The sequence below is a fragment of the Pseudomonas orientalis genome, from assembly GCF_002934065.1.
In the GTDB taxonomy this organism is placed as follows: domain Bacteria; phylum Pseudomonadota; class Gammaproteobacteria; order Pseudomonadales; family Pseudomonadaceae; genus Aquipseudomonas; species Aquipseudomonas orientalis_A.
The window spans coordinates 490,325-516,602 of record NZ_CP018049.1 but is presented as its reverse complement, the minus strand read 5'-3'; the positions used below and the strand labels follow the sequence as shown (position 1 = coordinate 516,602).

Below are 26,278 nucleotides of genomic sequence, written 5' to 3'. Positions count from 1 at the left end.
CACTTGGCGGGGCTTTTTTTGGGGTTTGCTGTACACATAGGACAGGCTTGTACACCTTCCGTCACCCCGATTGCAGAAATCCCCCGCGTGGCCGATAACAGGCTTATAGCACTTAGCCTTCATCCTCTCTTGTCAGTGCGTGCCGCATGATGCAACCTTGCCGCAAGCAACAGTAAAGAGGGGCGTGAGCCCGGCGCCGTGCGCATTTTCCCAAGCGAGTTTCCCCCATGAAAAGCCAACCCGATGTCGCCCGTATGGCGACCGAGGTAGTGACGCAATTACCGGTGCCTTCGCGCCTCGGTATGCTGCGTTTCGAACGGCTTAATGAGGCAAGCTGGGCGCTGCTCTACCTCGACCCGAACTGCGAGCGCCAATTCGGCCTGCCGGCGGTCGAACTCTGCGCCCTGCTCGGCACGCCGTACGCCAGCCTGATGGAGCCCCAGGCGCGCTATCAGCTGCACGACGCGATCCAGCAGCAACTGACCCATAGCGCCCACTATCTGGTGCGCTACACCCTGCACACCAACGACGGCCCGCTGAGCCTGCTGGAAATGGGCGAGGCCTACAAACAGCACAACCGTCACCTGCTGCGCGGCTACCTGATGGTGGTGGACGGCCTGTTCAGCGAACTGCCCGTCACGGTGCCGACCGCCGACCTGGAAAACCAGAACAGCCGCCTGCAAATCGCCCTGGAACTCAACCAGCGCGCGCAGCAGGAGCAACTGCAGCACCTGGAGCGGGTACGCGCCCAGCAGGAACTGATCCTGCTGTTGGCCCGCCAGCGCTACACCACACCCAATTCGTTGCAAGAAGCCGCTGAACTGATCACCCGCAGCGCCTGCGACATCTATCAGATCGATTGCGCCAGCATCTGGAACCTGGAAGGCCAGCGCCTGGTGCCGATTTCGGCCTATCACCGCGCCGATCAACGCCACCATTTGCCCGAAGCGATCGACGCCAGCTGCTTCCCCGATTACCTCGAAGCCCTGCACAGCAGCCGTGCCATCGATGCCACCCATGCCATGCGCGACCCGCGCACCCGGAAAATGGCCGAAAGCCTGATCGCCAAGGATGTCCACGCCATGCTCGACGCGAGCATCCGCGTGGATGGCCAGGTCGTCGGCGTGCTGTGCCTGGAGCAAAGCGGCAGTTCGCGGGCATGGCAGTCCGATGAAATCGCCTTTGCCGGCGAGCTGGCGGACCAGTTCGCCCAAGTCATCAACAACCACAACCGACGCACCGCCACCAGCGCCCTGCATCTGTTCCAGCGTGCCGTGGAACAGAGCGCCAACGCGTTTCTGCTGGTCAATTGCGATGGTGTGGTGGAGTACGTCAACCCAAGCTTTACCGCCATTACCCAATACAGCGCCGAAGAGGTGCATGGCCACCGCCTGGCGCAGTTGCCGGCCCTGGAGAACCTCAGCGAGTTGCTGTTCGACGCGCCGTCGGTCCTGGCCAAAAGCAACAGCTGGCAAGGCGAATTCAAAAGCCGGCGCAAAAACCTGGAACCCTACTGGGGCCAGTTGTCGATTTCCAAGGTATATGGCGACAACCGTGAGTTGACCCACTACATCGGCATCTACGAAGACATCACCCAGACCAAGCTGGCGCAACAGCGCATCGAACGCCTGGCCTACACCGACAACCTGACCAACCTGGGCAATCGCCCGGCGTTCATCCGCAACCTCGACGAGCGCTTTGCCCGCGACAGCGACAGCCCGATCAGCCTGCTGCTGGTGGACATCGACAACTTCAAGCGGATCAACGACAGCCTCGGCCACCAGACCGGTGACAAGCTGCTGATCAGCCTGGCCCGTCGTCTGCGCAACAGTTTGAGCAGCGGCGGCAGCCTGGCGCGCTTTGCCAGTAACGAGTTTGCGGTGCTGCTTGACGATGCCGACATGGAGACCGGCCAGCAGGTGGCCAGCCAGTTACTGGCCACCCTCGACAAACCGATGTTCGTCGACAACCAGTTGATCAGCGTGACCGGCTCCGTGGGCCTGGCCTGCGCGCCGTTGCACGGGCGCGATCCGCAGACGCTGATGCGCAACGCCGGCCTGGCCCTGCACAAGGCCAAGGCCAACGGCAAACACCAGGTGCAGGTGTTTACCGAAGCGCTGAATGCCGAGGCCAGCTACAAGCTGTTTGTGGAAAACAACCTGCGCCGCGCCCTCACCCAGAATGAGCTGGACGTGTTCTACCAGCCCAAGCTTTGCCTGCGCAGTGGTCGCCTGCTGGGCATGGAAGCGCTGTTGCGCTGGAACCACCCGGAAAAGGGCATGATCCGCCCCGACCAGTTCATCAGCGTGGCCGAAGAGACCGGCTTGATCATCCCCATCGGCAAATGGGTCGCCCGGCAGGCATGCCGCATGAGCCGTCGATTGACGGCCGCGGGCCTGGGTAATTTGCAGGTGGCGATCAACCTGTCGCCCAAGCAGTTTTCCGACCCGGACCTGGTGGCCTCGATTGCCACGATCCTCAAGGAAGAACAGTTGCCGGCCAATCTGCTGGAGCTGGAGCTGACCGAAGGCCTGCTGCTGGAAGCCACCGAAGACACGCGCCAGCAGCTGGACCAACTGAAGAGTTTTGGCCTGACCCTGGCCATGGACGACTTCGGCACTGGTTACTCGTCGCTGAGCTACTTGAAAAAATTCCCCATCGACATCATTAAGATTGATCGAAGCTTTATCCATGAAATCCCGGATAACCAGGACGACATGGAGATCACCTCGGCGGTCATCGCCATGGCCCACAACCTCAAGCTCAAGGTAGTAGCCGAAGGCATCGAGACCGCCGAGCAACTGGCGTTCCTGCGTCGGCATCGTTGCGACGTGGGCCAGGGCTATCTGTTCGACCGGCCAATCCCCGGCGCAGATCTACTGGAAAAGCTCAAACGTTATCCACGCGGGCCAATTGCCTGACAGCGCGGTAACACTCGGGCACACTGGCTGTCTGAAAATTTACTGTTACTCAACCTGACGAGAGGACTGATCATGGTCTTGCGCTCGGAAATTCTGGTGAACAAAAACGTGCTGCCTACTCAAGAACAAGCCTTGCCCGGCCGTGAAACCCCGATGGCATTGCCCGAAACTCACTTCGTCAACGGCAACCCGTTGCTGGGCCCTTTTACTGACGACGTCGGTTTCGCGATCTTCGGCCTTGGTTGTTTCTGGGGCGCCGAGCGCAAATTCTGGGAGCGCGACGGGGTGGTCAGTACCGTGGTCGGCTACGCCGGCGGCTTCACGCCGAACCCGACCTACGAAGAAGTCTGCTCGGGCCTGACCGGCCACAGCGAAGTGGTGCTGGTGGTATACGACCAGGCCAAAGTGAAATACGAAGACCTGCTGAAGATGTTCTGGGAACTGCACAACCCGACTCAGGGCATGCGCCAGGGCAACGACATCGGCAGCCAATACCGCTCGGTGATCTACGCCACCACGCCGGAGCAACTGGCAGCGGCCAAGGCCAGTGCCGAGGCCTATCAGCAAGAGCTGACCAAGGCCGGCCTGGGCGAGATCACCACCGAAATCGACGAAGCGCCGACGGTGTACTTCGCCGAGGCGTATCACCAGCAATACCTGGCGAAGAACCCGCAGGGTTATTGCGGCATCGGCGGCACCGGCGTGACCTGCCCGATCTAAAGCACAACACAGATTAAAAAATGTGGGAGGGGGCTTGCCCCCGATAGCGGAGTGTCAGTTACTGATGTAATGACTGACACCCAGCAATCGGGGGCAAGCCCCCTCCCACATTGGGTTCTGCGTTTGTATTGAGATTAGTTACTCAGCGATGAGCCAATCCATCTGCCACCCGCCCTGGGTCTGGCCAAGCTGTTTGGACAGCCATGGCAGCAGTTCACGCAATTCCTCTTCCAGCCCCCACGGCGGGTTGGCAATCGCCAGGCCCGAGCCGGTCAAGGTGTTGGGCGTGTCCAGCGGGTGCACCAGCAATTCCACGCGCAGCAGCTTCGGCGCGCCGGTGCCGGCCAGGTCCTGGTAAAAGCGGCGCAACATGCGGTGGTCTTTGACCGGGTACCAGATCGCCGCGACGGTCTGACGCATGCGGCTGACGGCTTCCTTGAGGGACGCCGCGCAACGCTGCATTTCATCGAGTTTTTCGAACGGCGGGTCGATCAGCATCAGCGCGCGTTTTTCCGGCACCGGCAACAAGGCGCGCGGCACATGCCAGCCTTCGCCCAGGTGCACCTTGACCCGGCGGTCCCCCTTCATGTTGTCCTTGAGCAGTACGCCGTCTTCCGGGTGTTTTTCGTTGAGCAACACACGGTCCTGGGGGCGCGTCAGGCGGCGCGACAGCTCCGGCGAGCCCGGGTAGTAGCGCAACTGGCCATCCGGGTTCATCTCGTGCAGCACGCGCATGTAATCGGCGGTGAGCGGCGGCAGGTCGTTGGCGCCCCACAGGCGGGCGATGCCTTCCAGGTATTCACCAGTGCGGTTGGCCTGGTCGCCCTGCAGGTCATACAGGCCAATGCCGGCGTGGGTATCAAGGTAGGCGAACGGCTGCTCCTTGCGCGACATCAGGGCGATGAGACGGGTCAAGGTCAGGTGTTTGAAGACATCGGCGTGGTTGCCGGCGTGAAAGGCGTGACGATAATTCATGGTTGCTCCTGCGCAGGGGGCGAAGTTTACCTTCTACCGGCGCAAAGGTGCAGGGCCGCATGGCGGGTGGCATCTTTGTCTAACTCAGCTGCGACTGGAGGTAATCGACCAGCGCCGCATGGCTGGCCCCCCGCCTGCGCACGAACCAGCCAAGTTTGTGCTGCAAGGTGGCCGGCGTAAAGGCGGCATACAGATCAGGACGCTGCGCTTGCAGCCATTGCAGCAGGTTGTCGATCAGCACGCCCGGCGACTGCTCCTCCAGGTGCCTGAGCAACGCGGCTGGCACTCGCCACCACGGGCACGCTTGAGCTGGCGTGACCGGTCCAGTTGCCAACGTCAGCGGCCGGCCATTGATAAGGTAACGCCCAAACACCGGCAAAACCGCGCCTGCCTGGCCATCCAGGTGCTGCCACATCGGCTCAAACCGGGCGCCATCCCAGAAGCGGAAAAACACCGCCTGGTCATTGGGCAGGAATACCTTGCTCAAGCCTTGCAGGTGGGCGACCACGCTTTCCAGTGGGCTGGAAGATACCGCCAGCCACCCCCAATCGTCGGCTGGCGTGGCGGCTACCCAATCGAGAAACGCGCTGCCCGGCTCGACGATGCCCACGTAAGGCATCACCGCCTCCCACTGGGCGTAGGCCGTGCCTGCCCAGATCGCTTGGGGCAGCGGCCCCGCCGCCGTGGCTTGCCAGGCCGCGAGCGGCCTGGCGTCGCTGGCATTGCCCAGTACGGCATAGATTCGCTCATCGGCCCGCAGGGGATGCTGTGCCAGCCAAGTGCAGGGGTCCATGGGTGTGTGCATCAGGAAACACTCCCTGCATGCCCGGTGATGTCGCACTGCCCGGCCCGACAACGCTCGCACTCCTCGCAAAACGGCGCGCTGCGCTTGAGGGTGGCCACTTGCACAGGGCTCAGGGGAAGCGGGATAACCGCCTGCAGCGCCTCCTTCAAACCAGGCGTCAACGGCGCCATCGTAGCGGCAGGCGCCCCGCCAGGCTGAATGGGCACACTGCTGAAAATACCGCCCGCCGACAGCGTGATCGACTGCCCTCCCGCCTGAATCGTAACGCTGGCCCCCGCATCGATGACGATGCTCTGCCCTGCCCCCAGTTGAAGGGTGCGACCGACACGCATGTGCTGCGAACCGCCGACCATCAGGTGGTCATCCTGCTTGAGTTCAGTCAGGCGATTGCCGTGGGTGATGCGTTGCTCTTCGCCCTGCAACTCATGGTGCGACTCGCCGCCCACCGTAACCCGGCGCTGGTTATCGACCTGCACCTGCTGGTCATGCAACACGTGCTGGGTCCAGTCGCGCTGAGCGCGCAGGTAAATTTCCTCGGCGCCCTTGCGGTCCTCGATGCGCAGTTCGTTGTAGCCGCCACCACCGGGGCTGCTCTGGCTGCGAAAGATACTGCGGGTCTTGTCTGCCGGCAGATCGAGGGGCAAACGATTCGCCGCGTTGGGCAGGCAGCCCATCACCAGCGGCATGTCCACGTCGCCATCAACGAAGCCCACCAGCACTTCCATGCCGACGCGCGGGGTCAGCACCGCCCCGTAACGGTCATGGGCCCAGCCGCTCGCCACGCGCAGCCAACAACTGGAATGTTCGTTGTGTTCCCCGTCGCGATCCCAGGCCATCTGCACCTTGACCCGACCGTATTCGTCGCAGTGCACCTCACTGCCGACAGGCCCGGTGACCACCGCGTTCTGGTAACCCGACAGCTGTGGCCGGGTCATGATCACAGGCGTTCGGAACGGCACCTCCCAAGGCGTCACGACAAATTCGTTGCTGTAGCCTGCGGGCACGTCCTCAGGCGCAGACTCCTCCAATACTTGCGGCTGCTGCCCGGTATGGTGCAGCTGGGTGACCAGCCACAGGTCATTCCACTCCTGACGCGGGTGATCGGCCATCTTCAGAAACTGTCCGGTGACCAGGGCCGGCTGGTCGCTGATACCGCTGGCCTGGCGAAAGTCACTGCGATGACGCTCCAACACACGTTGCGCCAGGTACTTGCCGTGCGCTCGATCCGTAAAGTCACCGGGGTAGCGCTGTTCGTCGAGGCAGGGGCGTTGCGCGCTGGAGGCCGTGCTTTCCAATACCAGACTGGGTTTCTTGAAATCGTAGGCCCGCAGGTTCACACCGGCGGTACGGGTTTCGAGCCGCAACATAAAGCGCTTGATCGCCGGAGCCCCGGCCACCATCCCGGAACCGGCCAAATAAGACGTGTCCTGGTCCGGCTGCCTGAACACGCTCTGGTCATCGCCAAACACCAGCAAGTGGCGCTCGGGACTGTGCTGAAAGTGGTAGTGAATGCCCGACTCAACGCACAAGCGCTGGATGAACTGCAAATCGGTTTCGTCGAACTGAACACAGTACTCACGCTCGGGATATTGACCGCTCAGGCGAAACACAAAGGTATTCGCCTGAATATCCTGAGCCTCCAGCACCAGCGCAATGATCTGCGGTACGGTTTTTTGCTGAAAGATTCGCTGGTGGCTGCTGTGTTCCAGATACGCCAACTGCGGCACCAGGGTGATCTGATAACGGGTCAGGCGCTTGCCCGAATCGCCTTGCGCGACGCGGTAAACCTGGCCATGAATGCCATGGCCGTGAGCGTCGAACCCCAGGAATGCCTGGCGGTGCAGAAGGCTGTCGAGGTCAAGGTCGGGTTGTTCGCTGACCAACTCGAGGTCAAAGCGAAAGGGCAGGCTGATGAATTCATCGCCCGTGAATCCATGAACCTTGAGATCACAAGGCTCCCCATCCAGGGTCAGATTAAAGGCACTTTGATTGGCAGGAGCGAACATCCGGTGTTTCTCTGCGAAGGGTGAGTGAGCGATTCTGCAACAGCCGTTTACCGAGTCGGGCACTGCTACGAAAAATAAGTAAGGTCCTACATCCTCAGCGCCGAAATCCTCAAGGCCCAATCGTTCAGGCAAAAAAAAGGCCCGCATCCGTCGGACGCAGGCCTTCTTTTCGATGACCGGGCGATCAACGCCCAGCGGTATTACTTGTTGAGGTTGTAATCTTTTTCCGCCGCATCAAAGCGCTCGACCATACCGGCAGTCGGTGCACCCATCTTGCTCACGAAGTAGATCGCCAGGCTGGCGAAGATGAAGCCTGGGATGATTTCGTACAGGCCGAGCAACTCGAAGTGTTTCCACACGATCACGGTAAACGCGCCCACCAGGATGCCGGCCAGTGCGCCGTTGCGGGTCATGTGTTTCCAGATGACCGAGATCAGCACCACAGGGCCGAAGGCGGCGCCGAAACCGGCCCAGGCGTAGCTGACCAGGCCCAGTACGCGGTTTTCCGGGTTGGCGGCCATGGCGATGGCAATCAAGGCCACTACCAGCACCATGATCCGACCGACCCACACCAGCTCAAGCTGGGAAGCCCCCTTTCGCAGGAATGCCTTGTAGAAGTCTTCGGTCAGGGCGCTGGAACACACCAGCAATTGGCAGCTCAGGGTGCTCATCACGGCCGCCAGGATCGCCGACAGCAACACACCGGCAACCCATGGGTTGAACAGGATTTTGGCCAGTTCGATAAACACACGCTCAGGGTTTTCGGTCACGGGACCGGCCACCTCAGGATGCGCCGAGAAGTAAGCGATGCCGAAGAAGCCCACCGCCACGGTGCCGCCCAGGCACAGAATCATCCAGGTCATGGAGATGCGGCGCGCGTTGGCAATCGACTTTACCGAATCCGCCGCCATGAACCGCGCGAGAATGTGCGGCTGGCCGAAGTAGCCCAGGCCCCAGCCCATCAGCGAGATGATACCGATGAAGGTGGTGTTTTTCAGCATGTCGAAGTTGGTCGGGTCCTTGGCTTCGATGGCCAGGAAGGTGGTGTCCACGCCGCCGGTGGCCAGCAGTACGATGATCGGCGTCAGGATCAACGCGAAGATCATCAGCGTGGCTTGCACGGTGTCGGTCCAGCTGACCGCCAGGAAACCGCCGATGAAGGTGTAGGCGATAGTCGCTGCAGCACCGGCCCATAGCGCCGTCTCGTAGGACATGCCGAAGGTGCTTTCGAACAGGCGCGCACCGGCCACAATGCCGGAGGCGCAGTAAATGGTGAAGAACACCAGGATCACCACGGCAGAAATGATCCGCAGCAGGCCGCTTTTATCTTCGAAGCGGCTGGAGAAGTAATCCGGCAGGGTCAGGGCGTCGCCGTTGTGTTCGGTCTGCACCCGCAGGCGACCGGCCACGAACAGCCAGTTGAGGTAGGCACCGACGATCAGGCCGATGGCGATCCAGCTTTCCGACAAACCCGACATGTAGATCGCGCCCGGCAGGCCCATCAACAACCAGCCGCTCATATCGGAAGCACCGGCGGACAAGGCTGTCACCACGCTGCCGAGGCTGCGACCGCCAAGGATGTAATCGGAAAGGTTGTTGGTGGAGCGATAGGCCATCAGGCCGATCAGCACCATTGCTGCGATATAGATCACGAACGTGATCAGGGTTGGATTGCTAACGCTCATAGAAGTGACGCCCTGGCTTTGTTTTTATGTAGCGACGGTCTGTCAGACCGCTACCGGTAGTAACCCGATAAACGATACTGAATGCCGCGCATTTATGACTGGCGTTTCCCCAGGAAAGCCGCCAGCCGATGAACCAAACCGTAGAGGTGGTTGCACCTTGGTGCGCGAATGCTATTCAACAATGCAAATAAGGTGCAACCAGTTTCTTGCGAATAAGTTGCACCTGCGCGCCTTTGCGCACAAACACCGTGTTTTTGCTCCTTTTCGGAGCAAGAACATTCAATCTCAGAAGCAAATGCACCGACAAGCAGCCGATTCGGTCAAAGGCCGGATTTTTTCCGATCAAGCGTCGTAAATTTCATGAACAAAAAGGGTTGCACCCGGTTGCACCTCGCCATGGGCAAAGCTAATCTTGCCGCCAGCAGATGCCACTCGGTAGTGGCACCCATGAGGATAAGAATATGGCTACGACCACCCTTGGGGTCAAACTCGACGACCCGACCCGCGAACGCCTCAAGGCCGCCGCGTCCTCCATTGATCGCACGCCGCACTGGCTGATCAAACAGGCAATTTTCAATTACCTGGAGAAACTCGAGGGTGGTGCAACCCTGAACGAGCTCAATGGCTTGAGCAACAAGGACGCCGATGATGCGGGCGAGGTGCAGGCCGACCACGCGCACCAGTGCTTCCTTGAGTTCGCCGAGAGCATCCTGCCGCAGTCCGTATTGCGCGCCTCGATCACCGCCGCTTACCGTCGCCCCGAGCCGGAAGTGGTGCCGATGCTGATCGAACAGGCGCGCCTGCCGGCCGACATGGCCGAAGCCACCAACAAGCTGGCCGCCACGATTGCCGAGAAGCTGCGCAACCAGAAGAGCGCCGGCGGCCGTGCCGGTATTGTTCAGGGCCTGCTGCAGGAATTTTCCCTGTCGTCCCAGGAAGGCGTAGCGCTGATGTGCCTGGCCGAAGCGCTGCTGCGCATCCCGGACAAGGGCACTCGCGATGCACTGATCCGCGACAAGATCAGCACCGGCAACTGGCACCCGCACCTGGGTAACAGCCCGTCGCTGTTCGTCAATGCCGCCACCTGGGGCTTGCTGTTGACCGGCAAACTGGTCGCCACCCATAACGAAGCCGGCTTGACCTCGTCCCTGAGCCGCATCATCGGCAAAAGCGGCGAGCCGATGATCCGCAAGGGCGTCGACATGGCCATGCGCCTGATGGGCGAGCAGTTCGTCACCGGCGAAACCATCGCCGAAGCCCTGGCCAACGCGAGCAAGTTCGAAGCCAAGGGCTTCCGCTACTCCTACGACATGCTCGGTGAAGCCGCGCTCACCGAGCACGATGCGCAGAAGTACCTGGCCTCGTACGAACAAGCCATTCACTCCATCGGCAAGGCGTCCCACGGCCGTGGGATCTATGAAGGCCCGGGCATCTCCATCAAGCTTTCCGCCCTGCACCCGCGTTACAGCCGCGCGCAGTACGAGCGGGTCATGGACGAGTTGTACCCGCGCCTCTTGTCGCTGACCTTGCTGGCCAAACAGTACGACATCGGGCTGAACATCGACGCCGAAGAAGCCGACCGCCTCGAGTTGTCCCTGGACCTGCTCGAGCGCCTGTGCTTCGAGCCGCAATTGACCGGCTGGAACGGTATCGGTTTCGTGATCCAGGCCTACCAGAAGCGTTGCCCGTACGTGATCGACTATGTGATCGACCTGGCCCGCCGCAGCCGCCACCGCCTGATGATCCGCCTGGTTAAAGGCGCGTACTGGGACAGCGAAATCAAACGCGCCCAGGTCGAAGGCCTGGAAGGCTACCCGGTGTACACGCGCAAGGTCTACACCGACGTTTCCTACATTGCCTGCGCACGCAAACTGCTGTCGGTGCCGGAAGTCATCTACCCGCAGTTCGCCACGCACAACGCCCACACCCTGGCCGCCATCTACCACATTGCCGGTCAGAACTATTACCCCGGCCAGTACGAGTTCCAATGCCTGCACGGCATGGGTGAGCCGCTGTACGAACAGGTCGTAGGCAAGGTTTCCGAAGGCAAGCTTAACCGTCCGTGCCGCGTGTACGCCCCTGTCGGCACCCACGAAACACTGCTGGCGTATCTGGTGCGTCGCCTGCTGGAAAACGGCGCGAACACTTCGTTCGTCAACCGCATCGCCGACCAATCCATCTCGATCCAGGAGCTGGTGGCCGATCCAGTGGCGAGCATCGAGCAGATGGCGACCGTGGAAGGCGGCTTCGGCCTGCCGCACCCGCGTATCCCGCTGCCGCGTGACTTGTATGGCCGCGACCGCGCCAACTCGGCCGGTATCGACCTGGCCAACGAGCATCGCCTGGCATCGCTGTCCTGCGCCCTGCTGGCCACCGCCCACAACAACTGGAAAGCCGCGCCGATGCTCGGTTGCGCCGCCAGCGAACAACCGGCTGCCGCGGTGCTGAACCCGTCGGACCTGCGCGATGTGGTCGGTCATGTTCAGGAAGCCACGGTCGAAGACGTCGACAATGCGATCCAGTGCGCTATCAGCGCCGCACCGATCTGGCAGGCCACCCCGCCCGCCGAGCGCGCCGCGATCCTGGAACGCGCCGCCGACCTGATGGAAGGCGAAATCCAGCCACTGATGGGCCTGCTCGCCCGTGAAGCCGGCAAGACCTTCGCCAACGCCATCGCTGAAGTACGCGAAGCCGTGGACTTCCTGCGCTACTACGCGGTACAGGCACGCAACGATTTCACCAACGACGCCCACCGCCCATTGGGCCCGGTGGTGTGTATCAGCCCGTGGAACTTCCCGCTGGCGATCTTCAGCGGCCAGGTCGCTGCTGCATTGGCCGCCGGTAACCCGGTACTGGCCAAGCCTGCCGAACAAACCCCGCTGGTCGCCGCCCAAGCCGTGCGCATCCTGCTCGAAGCCGGCATTCCGCAAGGCGTGCTGCAATTGCTGCCGGGCCAGGGCGAAAGCGTCGGTGCCCGCCTGGTCGGTGATGAGCGCGTCAAAGGCGTGATGTTCACCGGTTCCACCGAGGTTGCACGCTTGCTGCAACGCAGTGTGGCCGGGCGCCTGGATGCTCAGGGCCGCCCGATTCCACTGATCGCCGAAACCGGTGGCCAGAACGCGATGATCGTCGATTCGTCGGCGCTCACCGAACAGGTGGTCATCGACGTGGTGTCGTCGGCCTTCGACAGCGCCGGCCAACGTTGCTCGGCCCTGCGCGTCTTGTGCCTGCAGGAAGATTCGGCAGACCGCGTCATCGAAATGCTCAAGGGTGCCATGGCCGAATGCCGCCTCGGCAACCCGGAGCGCCTGTCGGTGGATATCGGCCCGGTGATCGACGCCGAAGCCAAGGCCGGCATCGAGAAACACATCCAGGCCATGCGCGACAAAGGCCGCAACGTTTACCAGGTGGCGATTGCCGATGGCGACGAGATCAAGCGTGGCACCTTCGTGATGCCGACCCTGATCGAGCTGGAAAGCTTCGACGAGCTGCAACGGGAAATCTTCGGTCCGGTGCTGCACGTGGTGCGCTACAAGCGTAAAGAAATCGACCAGCTCATCGGCCAGATCAACGCATCCGGCTACGGCCTGACCCTGGGCGTGCACACCCGCATCGACGAGACCATCGCCAAGGTGATCGACAACGTCAACGCCGGTAACGTCTACGTCAACCGCAACATTGTCGGCGCCGTGGTCGGCGTGCAGCCGTTCGGCGGTGAAGGCCTGTCGGGTACCGGCCCCAAAGCCGGTGGTCCGCTGTACCTGTACCGCCTGTTGTCGACCCGTCCTACCGACGCGATCGAGCAATCCTTCGTACGTGGCGACGCCTTGACCGCACCCGACCTGCGCCTGCGCGACGCCATGAGCCAACCGCTGACCGCGCTGAAAACCTGGGCCGACACTCACAAGTTCAGCGAACTGAGCGCCCTGTGCACACAATTTGCCGCACAGTCGCAAAGCGGTATCACCCGTCAACTGGCCGGCCCGACCGGCGAGCGCAACAGCTATGCGATCCTGCCGCGCGAGCACGTGCTGTGCCTGGCCGAAGTGGAAGGCGACCTGCTGACCCAACTGGCCGCGGTATTGGCGGTAGGCGGTTCGGCGGTATGGCCGGAAACCGAGCTGACCAAGGCCTTGTTCCCACGCCTGCCGAAAGACATTCAGGCGAAGATCAAGCGCGTGGCCGACTGGACCAAGGACGACGTGGTGTTTGACGCGGTCCTGCATCACGGTGATTCCGACCAATTGCGCGCGGTGTGCCAGCAAGTGGCGCAGCGTGGCGGTGCGATTGTTGGCGTGCAGGGTCTGTCGCAGGGCGAAACGGCGATTGCGCTGGAGCGCCTGGTGATCGAGCGGGCGTTGAGCGTCAACACCGCTGCGGCAGGCGGTAACGCCAGCCTGATGACCATCGGCTAACCGCGGTAAAAAATGTGGGAGGGGGCTTGCCCCCGATTGCGATGGATCAGCCAGCTTATGTTTGGCTGACACACCGCTATCGGGGGCAAGCCCCCTCCCACATTTGGCCCCATTTCAATTCCCTGCCTGCGTTTTGCCCCTCTATCACCCAGATCAATCTTGCTATCCACCCTCCATTCGCGCACTTAGACTCAGGCCAATTCCTTCAAAGGTAATCCGCCATGTCCGAGACGCTGCTCAGTTCCCGCAATCTGGCTTTCGAGCTGTACGAAGTCCTCGATGCCGAGGGCCTGACTCAGCGCGAGCGGTTTGCCGAGCACAATCGCGAAACCTTCGATGCCGCCATCAGCACGGCGCGCAGCATTGCCGAAAAGCACTTCGCGCCGCACAACCGCAAGAACGATGAAAACGAACCGCGCTATGAAGACGGCAAGGCGATCCTGATTCCGGAAGTAAAGCCGGCCGTGGATGCCTTTCTTGAAGCCGGTTTTCTCAACGCTGCGCGCAGTTTCGAAGCCGGTGGCATGCAGCTGCCTACATTGCTGTCCCAGGCCTGCTTTGCGCACTTCCAGTCGGCCAACGCCGCGTCGACGTCCTACCCGTTCCTGACCATGGGCGCCGCCAACCTGATTGAAAGTTTTGGCACCGAAGAGCAGAAACAGCGTTTCCTGCAGCCAATGATCGACGGACGTTTCTTCGGCACCATGGCCCTCACCGAACCGCATGCCGGGTCGTCTTTGTCGGATATTCGTACACGCGCAGAGCCAGCGGCGGACGGCACGTATCGCCTGAAGGGCAACAAGATCTTCATTTCCGGCGGCGACCACCCGCTGTCGGAAAATATCGTGCACATGGTGCTGGCCAAGCTGCCCGATGCACCGGCGGGGGTGAAGGGCATTTCGCTGTTTATCGTGCCCAAATTCCTGGTCAACGATGACGGCAGCCTGGGCGAGCGCAACGACGTGCTGCTGGCCGGGCTGTTTCACAAGATGGGCTGGCGCGGCACCACGTCCACAGCGCTTAATTTCGGTGATAACGGCAACTGTGTCGGCTACCTGGTGGGCAAACCGCACCAGGGCCTGAGCTGCATGTTCCAGATGATGAATGAAGCACGCATCGGTGTGGGCATGGGCGCGGTGATGCTCGGTTATGCGGGCTACCTTTACTCGCTGGAGTACGCCCGCGAACGTCCGCAAGGCCGCCTGCCGGACAGCAAAGACCCAGGCACTGCCCCGGTACCGATCATCCAGCACGCCGATATCAAGCGCATGCTGCTGACACAAAAAGCCTATGTCGAAGGCGCCTTCGACCTCGGCCTGTACGCCGCGCGGCTGTTCGACGACACCACCACCCTGCCGACCGACGACGAGCGCAAACAGGCCCACGAGCTGCTGGACCTGCTGACACCCATCGTCAAATCCTGGCCGTCGGAGTTCTGCCTCAAGGCCAACGAACTGGCAATCCAGATCCTTGGCGGCCATGGCTATACCCGTGAATACCCGGTGGAGCAGTACTACCGCGATAACCGCCTGAACCCGATCCACGAAGGCACCCATGGCATCCAGTCCCTGGATTTGCTCGGGCGCAAACTGGCGCAGAACGGGGGTGCCGGGCTCAAGCAATTGATTCGACTGATCGCCGAGACAGGCGCGCGGGCACAGCAGTACCCATCGCTGACCGCGCTGAGGCAACCACTGGAGCACCTGGTCAGTCGCCTGCAAAGCGTCACCCTCGGCCTGCTGGGCGATCTCGCCCAGGGCAAGGTCAACAGCAGCCTGGCGAACTCGGCGCTGTATCTGAAGGTGTTCGGGCACACGGTGATTGGCTGGCGCTGGCTGGAACAGGCGATTCGCGCCGAAGAAGGACTGGCCAGGGGCAACGCGGCCGATGTGGCCTTCTATAAAGGCAAGCTCCAGGCCGCCCGGTACTTCCTGACCTGGGAAGTACCAGGCTGCCATCATGAACTGGCGATTCTGGAGGCACGTGACGATACGTGCCTGGGCATGCAGGATGCGTGGTTCTAGGGCTGGATCGCCTTGGAAATCACCTCGACCGTGGCGCTGACTTGCTCTTGGTAACGGTCGAGTTCCTGTTGGTGAGCCTGCTGCATTTCGATTTGCTCGGCGCACAGGTTCAGCGCGGCCAGTACCAATAATTTGTCACCGATCAGGGTCGGGTACTTTTTCTTGGTGGTGGCCAGGGAGGCCTTGAGCATAGTCACGGCGTGCATCAGGGTCTGGTCTTCCCCGGCCGGTGCCTTGATCGAGTAATCCTCTCCGAGAATCGAAACGACCTTTATCCCTTCGTTCATGCGCTGACAGGCCCTGCGCTTACACGCTCAACCAGTGCCTGGATACGGGCGGCGGTGGCACCGTGTTTTTCTTCCTGTTCCATCAGGTTCAGTTGCAGGCTGTCGTTCTCGTCCCTGGCACGGGCAAGCTCCGCCTTGAGGGATTCGTTGCTGCCCAGCAGGTCTTGATTCTGCTGTACGAGGTCGCTGACCAGTTGTTCCAGTTGGCTGAGGGATGCTTCTAACATTTTGATTTCTCGAGCTTTTAAAAGGGCGGTGACGATAAAGAAAATTCACCTCGGATGCCAGGGTTATCCCCCGGCGCACAGCCCGATTCCGAAGGCCCGGGCCGCACTTTCGAGCCTTAGTGACTGCAATTACCCAATCTGGTTCCTGAATCGCTGAAACCCCTGGTCAGATGCGACAAAAACGCACAGCTCCTTAAGACTTTAGTCGTAGGGCCGATACGCGATGCACACACCACCTCATGGCCGCACGGATCGCGCTCCCCCCAGGATTCCAGCATGTCTCTTCGTAATATGAATATCGCGCCGAGGGCCTTCCTCGGCTTCGCGTTTATCGGCGCCTTGATGTTGTTTCTCGGCGTGTTCGCGCTGAACCAGATGAGCAAGATCCGAGCGGCCACCGAAGACATCACCCTGGCCAGCGTACCCAGCATCCGCGCGCTCGACGAGTTCACCCAACTGACATTGCGCCTGCGCGTGTTGTCGTACCGCTTGCTCACCAACCGCGAGCCGGACGTGCAGCAAAAGACCCTGGAAGCCTTCGACCTGCGCAACCAGCAGATCCGCACCGCCCAAGGCGTGTATGAAAAGCTGATCGAGACCAGCGAAGAACGTTCGACCTACAACGAATACTTGCGATTGCTGGCTCAGTACCATCAGATCGAAGAGCGTATGAAGAGCCTCTCGCAGGGCAACCAGGTCGAGGCATTGCGCGCCCTGCTCAACACCGAACTGCTGACCAACTCCGAGCAGGTCAACGGGGTACTCAACCGCCTGCTGGAAATCAATAACGCCATGGCCCTGGACACCAACCAGCAGGCCGAAGACCAGTACAACCTGGCCTTCAACATGGTCGTGGGCCTGCTGGTGATCGCCACCGCGCTGACCCTGTTGTTCGCCTGGCTGCTGACCCGCAGCATCACCGTGCCGATCTCCCAGGCCCTGGAAGCGGCGGAAGAAGTGGCCGAAGGCAACCTCACGCGCCCGATCAAGGTCGACGGTAACGACGAAGCCGGGCGCCTGCTCGCCGCCATGGCCAAGATGCAAGACAAACTGCGCGACACCCTGCAACGCATCGCCGGCTCGGCCACGCAACTGGCGTCGGCGGCTGAAGAGCTCAATGCGGTCACCGATGAAAGCGCGCGCGGCCTGACCCAGCAGAACAACGAAATCGAACAGGCCGCCACCGCCGTCAACGAGATGACCAGCGCGGTCGAGGAAGTCGCACGCAATGCCGTGAGCACTTCTGAAGCCTCGCGCAACGCCACCACCTCCGCCGGCGACGGGCGCGACCTGGTGCAGGAAACCGTCAGCGCCATCGAACGCATGAGCGGCGATGTGCAAGCCACCGCGACCTTGATCGGTGAGCTGGCCAATGAATCGCGCGATATCGGCAAGGTACTGGACGTGATCCGCGGCCTGGCCGACCAGACCAACCTGCTGGCCCTCAACGCGGCCATCGAAGCGGCGCGGGCCGGTGAGGCCGGGCGTGGTTTTGCGGTGGTGGCGGATGAGGTGCGCGCGTTGGCCCATCGTACCCAGCAGTCCACCAGCGAGATCGAACGCATGATCGGCAGCATCCAGGCCGGCACCGAGCATGCGGTGGATTCGATGCGCAACAGTACCGAGCGCGCCGAATCGACGCTGAACATCGCCAAGGGCGCGGGGCTGTCGCTGGACACCATCAACACCGCAATTGTCGAGATCAACGAGCGCAACCTGGTGATCGCCAGTGCGGCGGAGGAACAGGCGCAGGTTGCACGGGAAGTCGACCGCAACCTGGTGAATATCCGTGACCTGTCGGTGCAATCGGCGACCGGCGCCAGCCAGACCAGCGCGGCGAGCAGCGAGCTGTCGCGCCTGGCGGTGGATTTGAATGGCATGGTCGGCCGCTTCCGTCTCTGACTGACGGCACTGGCTTAAAAATGTAGGAGGGGGCTTGCCCCCGATTGCGGTATGCCAGTCAGCTTATCTGTAGCTGACACACCGCTATCGGGGGCAAGCCCCCTCCCACATTTGGATCTGTGTAGAACCTTCATTATGGGATTCCCCCCACAAAAGCTTTTTGACAGCGCAGCAATTCAACAGGTTAGAATCCCTGGCACGCAGACTGCATGGTCAGTTTGCGCCCTGTCTTCCCTGCTCTGGAGTACTGCCTTTGAATGCGACGACCATCAACAGCCTGTTCTTGATCGGCGCGTTGCTGGTGAGTGCGAGCATTCTGGTGAGTTCTCTGTCGTCGCGCTTAGGGATTCCGATCCTGGTGATCATCCTGGCCGTGGGCATGATCGCCGGCGTCGATGGCGGCGGCATCATCTTCGATAACTACCCGACCGCCTACCTGGTGGGCAACCTCGCCCTGGCCGTGATCCTGCTCGACGGCGGTTTGCGCACGCGGGTGGCGAGTTTCCGTGTGGCGCTCTGGCCGGCGTTGTCCCTGGCCACAGTCGGCGTGCTGATCACCACCGGCCTCACCGGCATGGCCGCGGCCTGGCTGTTCGACCTCAATATCATCCAGGGCTTGCTGATCGGCGCCATCGTCGGCTCCACGGACGCTGCGGCAGTGTTCTCGCTGCTGGGCGGCAAGGGGCTGAATGAACGGGTCAGCGCCAGCCTGGAAATCGAATCGGGCAGCAACGACCCCATGGCGGTGTTCCTCACCGTGACCCTGATCGACATGCTCGCCAGCGGCCAGACCGGCCTGCACTGGAGCCTGCTGACCCACCTGATCCGCGAATTCGGCATCGGCGGCCTGGTTGGCCTGGGCGGCGGCTGGCTGATGCTGCAAATGGTCAACCGCATCAACCTGGCCAACGGCCTGTACCCGATCCTGGTGATCGCCGGCGGCCTGTTCGTCTTCGCCCTGACCAACGCCTTGCACGGCAGCGGTTTTCTCGCCGTGTACCTGTGCGGCCTGGTGATCGGCAACCGTCCGGTGCGCAGCCGCCACGGCATCCTGCATATGCTCGACGGCATGGCCTGGCTGGCGCAGATCGGCATGTTCCTGGTGCTGGGCCTGCTGGTCACGCCCCATGACTTGCTGCCCATCGCCCTGCCCGCCCTGGGCCTGGCGCTGTGGATGATCCTGTTTGCGCGCCCGCTGTCGGTGATGGTCGGCCTGCTGCCGTTCAAGGCCTTCCACAGTCGCGAAAAAGCCTTTATCGCCTGGGTCGGCCTGCGCGGTGCGGTGCCGATCATTCTCGCGGTGTTCCCGCTGATGGCCGGCCTGCCCCATGCGCAGCTGTACTTCAACCTGGCGTTCTTTATTGTGCTGGTGTCGCTGCTGGTGCAGGGCACCAGCCTGCCGTGGGTGGCCAAGTTGCTCAAAGTCACCGTTCCGCCGGACCCGGCGCCGATTTCCCGCGCCGCCCTGGAAGTGCACGTCACCAGCGAGTGGGAGCTGTTCGTCTACCGCCTGGGCGCGGAAAAATGGTGCATCGGCGCCGCCCTGCGCGAGCTGAAAATGCCCGAGGGCACGCGGATCGCCGCACTGTTCCGTGGCCAGCAACTGCTCCATCCGTCGGGTAGTACGGTATTGGAAGTCGATGATTTGCTCTGCGTCATCGGCCATGAACACAACCTGCCGGCCCTGGGCAAACTGTTCAGCCAGGCACCGCAACGAGGCCTGGACCTGCGCTTCTTCGGCGACTTCGTCCTTGAAGGCGACGCCCAGCTGGGCGCGGTGTCGGCGCTGTACGGGCTCAAGCTGGAGGGTATCGACCCGGACATGCCGTTGAGCCGCTTCATCACCCAGAAAGTCGGCGGTGCGCCGGTGGTGGGCGACCAGGTGGAGTGGAACAACACCATCTGGACCATCGCAGTCATGGACGGGAACAAGATTGGCAAAGTCGGCGTCAGATTCCCCGAAGGAAGTCGCCCGGGCCCCGGGCTCTTCCTCTAAACTGCGGGGCGACAACGCCCCGATTCTTCACCTTGCTCGACCGGTCTCTATGCCAATCCTGCGCACTTTTCTCGCTACTGCCCTGCTGGGCCTGACCCTTTGTGTCGGCACCGTCCACGCCGCCGACCCGCCCAGCGCCGACGCTATCCAGCAAACCCTGGACAAGCTGCCCGACCGCAAGCTGCCCGACGCCGACATGAAGGCATTGCAGGGCATCCTGCAACAGACCCTGACGTACCTGGCCAACAAGCAGGATTACGAGCAGCGCCTGGCCGACCTCAAACGCCAGTTGGAGGACGCGCCGCGCCAGACGGTCGACAACCAGCGCGAGCTGACCCGGCTCAAGGCCACCAAAATCGTCCCGGTGGCCCAACGCTACGCCAGCCTGCCCGTGCCGCAGCTTGAGCAATTGCTGGTGCAGCGCAGCACCCAGCAAGGCGACCTGCAAAAAGAGCTGGCCGACGCCAACAGCCTGACCATCGCCGCCCAGACCCGGCCAGAGCGCGCCCAGACCGAGATCAGCAGCAGCCAGACGCGCATCCAGCAAATCAATGCGACCCTCAAGACCGGCAAGGACAACGGCAAAGCCCTCAACGCCGACCAGCGCAACCAGCTCAACGCCGAACTCGCCGCCCTGAACGCGCTGATTCCCCTGCGCCGCCAGGAACTGGCCGGCAACAGCCAGTTGCAAGACCTGGGCAACAGCCAGCGCGACCTGATCCAGGAAAAAACCACGCGCCTGGAGCAGGAAATCCAGGACCTGCAAACCCTGATCAACCAGAAACGCCTGGCCCAGTCCCAGCAGACGGTGACCCAACAGTCCATCGAAGCGCAGAAAGCCGGCGGCAGCAGCCTGCTGGCCACGGAAAGCGCGGCCAACCTGAAGCTCTCCGACTACCTGCTCAAAAGCACCGACCGCCTCAACGACCTGACCCAGAAAAACCTGCAGACCAAGCAGCAACTGGACACCGTGACCCAAAGCGATTCGGCGCTGGACGAGCAAATCAACGTACTCAAGGGCAGCCTGCTGCTGTCCAAGATCCTCTACAAACAGAAGCAGGCCCTGCCGCGCTTGACCGTCGACCGCGACCTGGCCGACGACATCGCCAACATTCGCCTGTACCAGTTCGAGGTCAACCAGCAGCGCGAGCTGATCAGCTCTCCCAGTGCCTATGTGGATAACCTGCTGGCCAACCAGCCGCCGGACGACGTCACCCCGCAATTGCGCCGCACCCTGCTGGAACTGGCGATCACCCGCAGCGACCTGCTGGAGCGCCTGAGCCGTGAATTGAGCGCGCTGCTCAACGAATCCATCACCCTGCAACTGAACCAGAAACAACTGCTCAGCACCGCCACCACCCTGCGCGCCACGCTCGATGAGCAGATGTTCTGGATACCGAGCAACAAGCCGCTGGACACCGAGTGGCTGGAAACCGTACCGGCGCACCTGAGCAAGCAAATCACCACCCTGCCCTGGGCCTCCAGCGTCAGCGAGTTGTATGACGGCCTGACCCAGCGTCCGCTGCTGTTCCTGCCGCTGCTGCTGTTGATCGGCGCGCTGCTGTGGCGGCGCAAGGCGTTGTATCAGCGCCTGAACAAGGTTCACCTGGACATCGGTCACTTCAAGCGCGACAGCCAGTGGCACACGCCGCAGGCGATCCTGATCAATATCCTGCTGGCGATGCCGGTATCCCTGGGCCTGGCGCTGTGCGGCTATGCCTTGCAGATCGACGCCCGTGGGCAGAACGCCAACCTGGGCTCGGCCCTGCTGCAGATCGCCCAGGCGTGGCTGGTGTTCTACACCGCCTACCGCATCCTCGCGCCCGGCGGCGTGGCCGAGCTGCACTTTCGCTGGGAAAAGCCCCAGGTCGAATTCCTCCAGGGCTGGGTGCGCAAGCTCGGGCTGGTGGTACTGGCCCTGGTGGCCGTGGTGGCCATCGCCGAGCACCAACCGGCGGCACTCGCCGAAGACGTGCTGGGCATCGCCGTGGTCCTCACCTGCTACGCCCTGATGGCGTGGCTGCTCAGTCGCCTGCTGCTCAACAGCCCCACCCACGAAAAAGCCTCGCTGTTTCGCAAAGCCGTGGGCCTGTTGTTCACCGCCCTGCCGATTGCGCTGTTTATTGCGGTGTGCTTCGGCTACTACTACACCGCGCTCAAGCTCAGCGACCGCTTGATCAACACCTTGTACCTGCTGATGTTCTGGCTGGTGATCGAAGCCACCTTCGTACGCTGGCTGAGCGTGGCCGCCCGACGCCTGGCCTATGCGCGCGCCCTGGCCAAACGCCAGGCCGCCAAGGAAGCCGGTGAAGGCGAAGCGGTGGTTGAAGAGCCGACCCTGGACATCGAGAAGGTCAACGAACAATCCTTGCGCCTGATCCGCCTCGCCCTGCTCGGCGGCTTTATCGCAGCCCTGTACTGGGTGTGGTCGGACCTCATCTCGGTATTTTCCTACCTGGATAACGTCACACTGTACGAATACACCAGCGGCACCGGTGCGAATATCAGCATGGTGCCGATCAGCATCGGCGACTTGCTCGGCGCGTTGATCATCATCGGTATCACCTTCGCCCTGGCGCGCAACCTGCCCGGTTTACTCGAAGTGCTGGTGCTGTCCAAGCTGGAACTGGCGCAAGGCAGCGCCTATGCCACCACGACATTGCTGTCCTATGTGATCGCCGGCGTCGGTTTCGTCTCCACCTTGTCCACCCTGGGCGTGAGCTGGGACAAGTTGCAATGGCTGGTGGCGGCATTGTCGGTAGGACTGGGCTTCGGCATGCAGGAAATCTTCGCCAACTTCATCTCCGGCATCATGATCCTGTTCGAGCGCCCGGTGCGCATCGGCGACACCATCACCATCGGCAACCTGTCGGGCACGGTGAGCAAGATCCGCATCCGCGCCACCACCATCACCGACTTCGACCGCAAGGACATCATTGTCCCGAACAAGACCTTCATTACCGGGCAACTGATCAACTGGTCGCTGACCGACACCATCACGCGAGTGACCCTGAAACTGGGCGTGGACTACGGCTCCGACCTGGATCTGGTAAAGGAGCTGTTACTCAAGGCCGCCAGGGAAAACCCACGGGTACTGAAGGAACCGGAACCCCATGTGTATTTCCTCAACTTCGGCGAAAGCACCCTCGACCACGAGCTGCGCATGCACGTGCGCGACCTGGGCGACCGCAACCCGGTGCTGGACGAGGTCAACCGCTATATCAACCGTGAGTTCAAGAAGCAGCACATCAACATCTCGTTCCGACAGATGGAGGTGTACTTGAAGAACATGCACGGCCAGGAATACAAACTGGTGCCGGTGGAAGACGAACGCAAGACCCTCGTTGCGCCCGAGCAGGATACGCCCGAGCCGCCCGCCGCAAAGGTCGAGGATGCGCCTGAACCCCCGCCGAGCAAACTCGACTAAAGAACTGAGCCCCAGCCAAATGCTGGGGCATCCTGCTGGAGATGCCCGGTGAAAGCCCTCGACGAACTGACCTTCGACAACCGCTTCGCACGCCTGGGCGATGCGTTCTCAACCCACGTGCTGCCCGAGCCCCTGGACGAGCCGCGCCTGGTGGTGGCGAGCGACGCCGCCATGGCCCTGCTCGACCTCGACCCGGCCGTGGCCGAAACGCCCGTGTTTGCCGAACTGTTCGGCGGCCATAAGCTGTGGGCCGAGGCGCAGCCGCGGGCGATGGTCTATTCCGGGCACCAGTTCGGCGGCTACACCCCGCAACTGGGCGATGGCCGAGGGTTGCTGCTGGGCGAGGTGTATAACCAGGCCGGCGAACATTGGGACCTGCACCTCAAGGGCGCCGGCATGACGCCCTACTCACGCATGGGCGACGGGCGCGCGGTATTGCGCTCCTCGATCCGCGAATTCCTCGCCTCCGAAGCGCTGCATGCATTGGGCATCCCCACCAGCCGCGCCTTGTGCGTGATCGGCTCCAGCACCCCGGTGTGGCGTGAGAAGCAGGAACGCGGGGCCATGGTATTGCGCCTGGCCCCCAGCCATATCCGCTTCGGGCACTTCGAATACTTCTACTACACCCAAAAGTCCGAGCAGTTGGCCGAACTGGCCGAACACGTATTGAACCTGCATTACCCCGAGTGCCGCGAACAGCCTGAGCCGTATCTCGCGATGTTCCGCGAAATCGTCGAGCGCAACGCCGAAATGGTCGCCAAATGGCAGGCGTATGGTTTCTGCCACGGCGTGATGAACACCGACAACATGTCGATCCTGGGCATCACGTTCGACTTTGGGCCGTTTGCGTTTCTGGACGATTTCGACGCGCACTTCATCTGCAACCATTCCGATCACGAAGGGCGTTACTCCTTCAGCAATCAGGTACCGATCGGGCAGTGGAACCTCAGCGCCCTGGCCCAGGCGCTCACACCGTTTATCAGCGTTGACGCACTCAAAGAAGCCCTCGGCCTGTACCTGCCCCTGTACCAGGCGCATTACCTGGACCTGATGCGTCGCCGGTTGGGCCTGACCACCGCCGAAGAAGATGATCAGAAGCTGGTGGAGCGTTTACTCAAACTGATGCAGAACAGCGGCGTGGATTACACGCTGTTCTTCCGGCGCCTGGGCGATGAGTCGGCGGCGCTGGCCGTGGCGCGTTTGCGCGACGACTTTGTCGACCTCGCCGGCTTCGATGCCTGGGCCGAACTGTACAAGGCCCGTGTTGCAAGAGACGGGAACGACAACGAGGCGCAGCGCCGTGAGCGGATGCATGCCGTTAACCCGCTGTACATCCTGCGCAACTACCTCGCCCAAAACGCGATCGCCGCCGCCGAGTCCGGGTACTACAGCGAAGTGCGGCGGCTGCATGAAGTGCTGACCAGGCCGTTCGAGGAACAAGCGGGGATGGAGCAGTACGCACAGCGCCCGCCGGATTGGGGCAAGCATCTGGAGATCAGTTGTTCGTCTTGACCGCTTAGATAAAGGTCTCCACAGACACCCCGAAACGCTCGGCCAGCCAACGAATCTGACGCACGTTGAGCTGGCGCTTTCCGCTCAATATTTCCGAAACGACTGATTGCGCCCCAACCCCCGGAAGGTCGCTTTGGGTGAGATTGTGCTCGCGCATCATGTAGCGCAGCACATCGACCCCACTGGCGACGGGCATTGGGCGGTGCTCACGGTCGTAAGCTTCGATCCAGTCGCTGAGAATGTCGACCAGGCTCATCAGCGGGCTGTCCTCGTCTTCACCCACCAGGCTCAACAACTCATCCAAACCGCACACCAGTGCATCGTAGTCTGCCTCGTTTTCCGGCTTGCGCAGCACTGGCGAAACGAACTGCCAGTGTTCTGCCGCTACTTGCATAAGCGCGCTCATCTGTTTTTTTCCTTCCATTTGTCCTTCTCATAGTCGCGGTGGTCCAGCAGGTGCTTGATGTAAATGCGCTGAATTCGATACTGCACCGACGCAATCAACCTCAGTTTGTTACCGCCAATATCAAAGACATGAAATTCACCTACCTTGTCCGTGGCGGGAAACATGGTTTTCATTGCGGCAAAGTCTTTGGGGGCGTTGCGCTTGATCACGCGATACCACTGATTCAGAGCCGTTGCCGAGCGCGGCCATGCTTCTTTTGCTTCCCAGATCCTCTTTTCACTGATGACTCGCATGCAACGTCCTTATCGCATCTTGCTATGGAGGTTAAACCTGATTTCCGACTATCGCAATTTGCTATAGCCGTAAACAGACCAATGGCGCACAGCAGCAAGCCTAGACAGACGAATCACCCGGCGCGGGAGAAACTGTGAGCGAATGAGTCTCTGCACCCAGCCTTGATAAATCTCAGCCCCGGCACCAAATACAACCTATTGGCCAGTCCCAGGAGCCTCCGATGCCTGAACCTCTCGCAATCCCCTGCCCACATTGCAACGGTCTCAACCGCATCCCCGGCGCACGCCTGGGTGATTCGCCAAAGTGCGGGCGCTGCAAGCAGCCGGTGTTGTTGAACAAGCCGTTTGAATTGAAACAAGGCGACTACGCCAGCCAGATCAAGGGCGACCTGCCGTTGCTGGTGGATGTGTGGGCTGACTGGTGCGGGCCGTGCAAGTCGTTTGCGCCGGTATTCGAGCAGGCTGCCGGGCAGCTTGAAGGTAAATGCCGGTTGGCCAAGCTGGACAGTGAGGCTAATCAGCAACTGTCGGCGCAGTTGGGGATTCGCTCGATTCCGAGTTTGATTCTGTTCAGGAACGGCCGGGAAGTGGCGCGCCAGAGTGGGGCATTCCCATTGCCACAGTTGATGAGCTGGCTGAGTAGCCAAGGGGTGTGATCAACCCTTGAGAACACCACT

The 26,278-nt window shown here is 61.6% G+C and carries 17 protein-coding genes and 1 pseudogene; 10 read left to right on the top strand and 8 right to left on the bottom strand.

All coding sequences use genetic code 11. The features are described 5' to 3' along the window. Positions 1-227 precede the first annotated feature (227 nt). Positions 228-2,921 (top strand): putative bifunctional diguanylate cyclase/phosphodiesterase, encoded by a 2,694-nt coding sequence (locus tag BOP93_RS02215; RefSeq protein ID WP_104501401.1) that lies wholly within the window; start codon positions 228-230, stop codon positions 2,919-2,921. Positions 2,922-2,993: 72 nt separating this feature from the next. Beyond that, the gene (gene msrA, locus BOP93_RS02210; protein ID WP_065886579.1) at positions 2,994-3,641 is read left to right on the top strand and encodes a peptide-methionine (S)-S-oxide reductase MsrA; all 648 of its coding nucleotides are present in this window, start codon (positions 2,994-2,996) and stop codon (positions 3,639-3,641) included. Between the two features lie 138 nt (positions 3,642-3,779). Here msrA and BOP93_RS02205 read toward each other — a convergent pair whose 3' ends face one another. From BOP93_RS02205 to putP, 4 genes are all read right to left on the bottom strand, one after another. Further along, positions 3,780-4,616 (bottom strand): 23S rRNA (adenine(2030)-N(6))-methyltransferase RlmJ, encoded by an 837-nt coding sequence (locus BOP93_RS02205; protein ID WP_104501400.1) that lies wholly within the window; start codon positions 4,614-4,616, stop codon positions 3,780-3,782. A 79-nt stretch (positions 4,617-4,695) separates the two neighbouring features. Further along, positions 4,696-5,421 (bottom strand): DUF4123 domain-containing protein, encoded by a 726-nt coding sequence (locus BOP93_RS02200; protein WP_104501399.1) that lies wholly within the window; start codon positions 5,419-5,421, stop codon positions 4,696-4,698. Beyond that, positions 5,421-7,427: a type VI secretion system tip protein VgrG gene (locus BOP93_RS02195; protein WP_104501398.1), complete on the bottom strand. Its 2,007-nt coding sequence runs from the start codon at positions 7,425-7,427 to the stop codon at positions 5,421-5,423. The genes BOP93_RS02200 and BOP93_RS02195 overlap by 1 nt, the downstream gene beginning before the upstream one ends. A gap of 200 nt (positions 7,428-7,627) precedes the next feature. Further along, positions 7,628-9,112, bottom strand: coding sequence for a sodium/proline symporter PutP (gene putP, locus BOP93_RS02190; protein ID WP_104501397.1), 1,485 nt, complete (start codon positions 9,110-9,112; stop codon positions 7,628-7,630). Positions 9,113-9,573: 461 nt separating this feature from the next. Between putP and putA the strand changes: the two genes are divergently transcribed. Both putA and BOP93_RS02180 read left to right on the top strand, forming a co-directional pair. Next, entirely contained in the window at positions 9,574-13,527 is a 3,954-nt protein-coding gene (gene putA / locus BOP93_RS02185; RefSeq protein WP_104501396.1) for a trifunctional transcriptional regulator/proline dehydrogenase/L-glutamate gamma-semialdehyde dehydrogenase, read from the top strand. A 221-nt stretch (positions 13,528-13,748) separates the two neighbouring features. Then, on the top strand, positions 13,749-15,551 hold the full coding sequence (locus BOP93_RS02180; RefSeq protein WP_104501395.1) for an acyl-CoA dehydrogenase: 1,803 nt from the start codon (positions 13,749-13,751) through the stop codon (positions 15,549-15,551). Here BOP93_RS02180 and BOP93_RS02175 read toward each other — a convergent pair. Beyond that, positions 15,548-15,838: a cell division protein ZapA gene (locus tag BOP93_RS02175; protein ID WP_057724383.1), complete on the bottom strand. Its 291-nt coding sequence runs from the start codon at positions 15,836-15,838 to the stop codon at positions 15,548-15,550. The two genes, BOP93_RS02180 and BOP93_RS02175, sit on opposite strands and share 4 nt — an antisense overlap. Further along, positions 15,835-16,065: a hypothetical protein gene (locus tag BOP93_RS02170; RefSeq protein ID WP_057724384.1), complete on the bottom strand. Its 231-nt coding sequence runs from the start codon at positions 16,063-16,065 to the stop codon at positions 15,835-15,837. Before BOP93_RS02170 ends, BOP93_RS02175 begins: the two co-directional genes overlap by 4 nt. Before the next feature lie 276 nt (positions 16,066-16,341). On the opposite strand from BOP93_RS02170, the pseudogene BOP93_RS28075 reads away from it, so the two are divergent. The 5 genes and pseudogenes from BOP93_RS28075 to selO form a co-directional block, all read left to right on the top strand. Continuing rightward, positions 16,342-17,112 (top strand): annotated as a pseudogene (locus tag BOP93_RS28075) (MCP four helix bundle domain-containing protein); the annotation flags it as partial. Continuing rightward, a complete protein-coding gene (locus BOP93_RS28070) occupies positions 17,095-17,967 on the top strand; it encodes a methyl-accepting chemotaxis protein (RefSeq protein ID WP_420893032.1) in 873 nt (290 codons plus the stop codon). The pseudogene BOP93_RS28075 and the gene BOP93_RS28070, both read left to right, overlap by 18 nt. A gap of 253 nt (positions 17,968-18,220) precedes the next feature. Then, the gene (locus tag BOP93_RS02160; RefSeq protein WP_104501393.1) at positions 18,221-19,963 is read left to right on the top strand and encodes a potassium/proton antiporter; all 1,743 of its coding nucleotides are present in this window, start codon (positions 18,221-18,223) and stop codon (positions 19,961-19,963) included. 49 nt (positions 19,964-20,012) lie between these two features. Further along, the gene (gene mscK, locus BOP93_RS02155) at positions 20,013-23,390 is read left to right on the top strand and encodes a mechanosensitive channel MscK (RefSeq protein WP_104501392.1); all 3,378 of its coding nucleotides are present in this window, start codon (positions 20,013-20,015) and stop codon (positions 23,388-23,390) included. 48 nt (positions 23,391-23,438) lie between these two features. Continuing rightward, positions 23,439-24,902, top strand: coding sequence for a protein adenylyltransferase SelO (gene selO / locus BOP93_RS02150; RefSeq protein ID WP_104501391.1), 1,464 nt, complete (start codon positions 23,439-23,441; stop codon positions 24,900-24,902). A 4-nt stretch (positions 24,903-24,906) separates the two neighbouring features. Here the strand turns inward: selO and BOP93_RS02145 are convergent, their stop codons facing one another. After that, the gene (locus tag BOP93_RS02145; protein WP_057724389.1) at positions 24,907-25,308 is read right to left on the bottom strand and encodes a helix-turn-helix domain-containing protein; all 402 of its coding nucleotides are present in this window, start codon (positions 25,306-25,308) and stop codon (positions 24,907-24,909) included. Continuing rightward, positions 25,305-25,601 carry a type II toxin-antitoxin system HigB family toxin gene (locus BOP93_RS02140; protein WP_104501390.1) on the bottom strand — a complete coding sequence of 99 codons (297 nt, stop codon included), beginning with the start codon at positions 25,599-25,601 and terminating at the stop codon, positions 25,305-25,307. The genes BOP93_RS02145 and BOP93_RS02140 overlap by 4 nt, the downstream gene beginning before the upstream one ends. Before the next feature lie 221 nt (positions 25,602-25,822). Here BOP93_RS02140 and trxC point away from each other — a divergent pair, with 221 nt between their 5' ends. Then, positions 25,823-26,257: a thioredoxin TrxC gene (gene trxC, locus BOP93_RS02135; RefSeq protein WP_104501389.1), complete on the top strand. Its 435-nt coding sequence runs from the start codon at positions 25,823-25,825 to the stop codon at positions 26,255-26,257. Positions 26,258-26,278 lie beyond the last annotated feature (21 nt).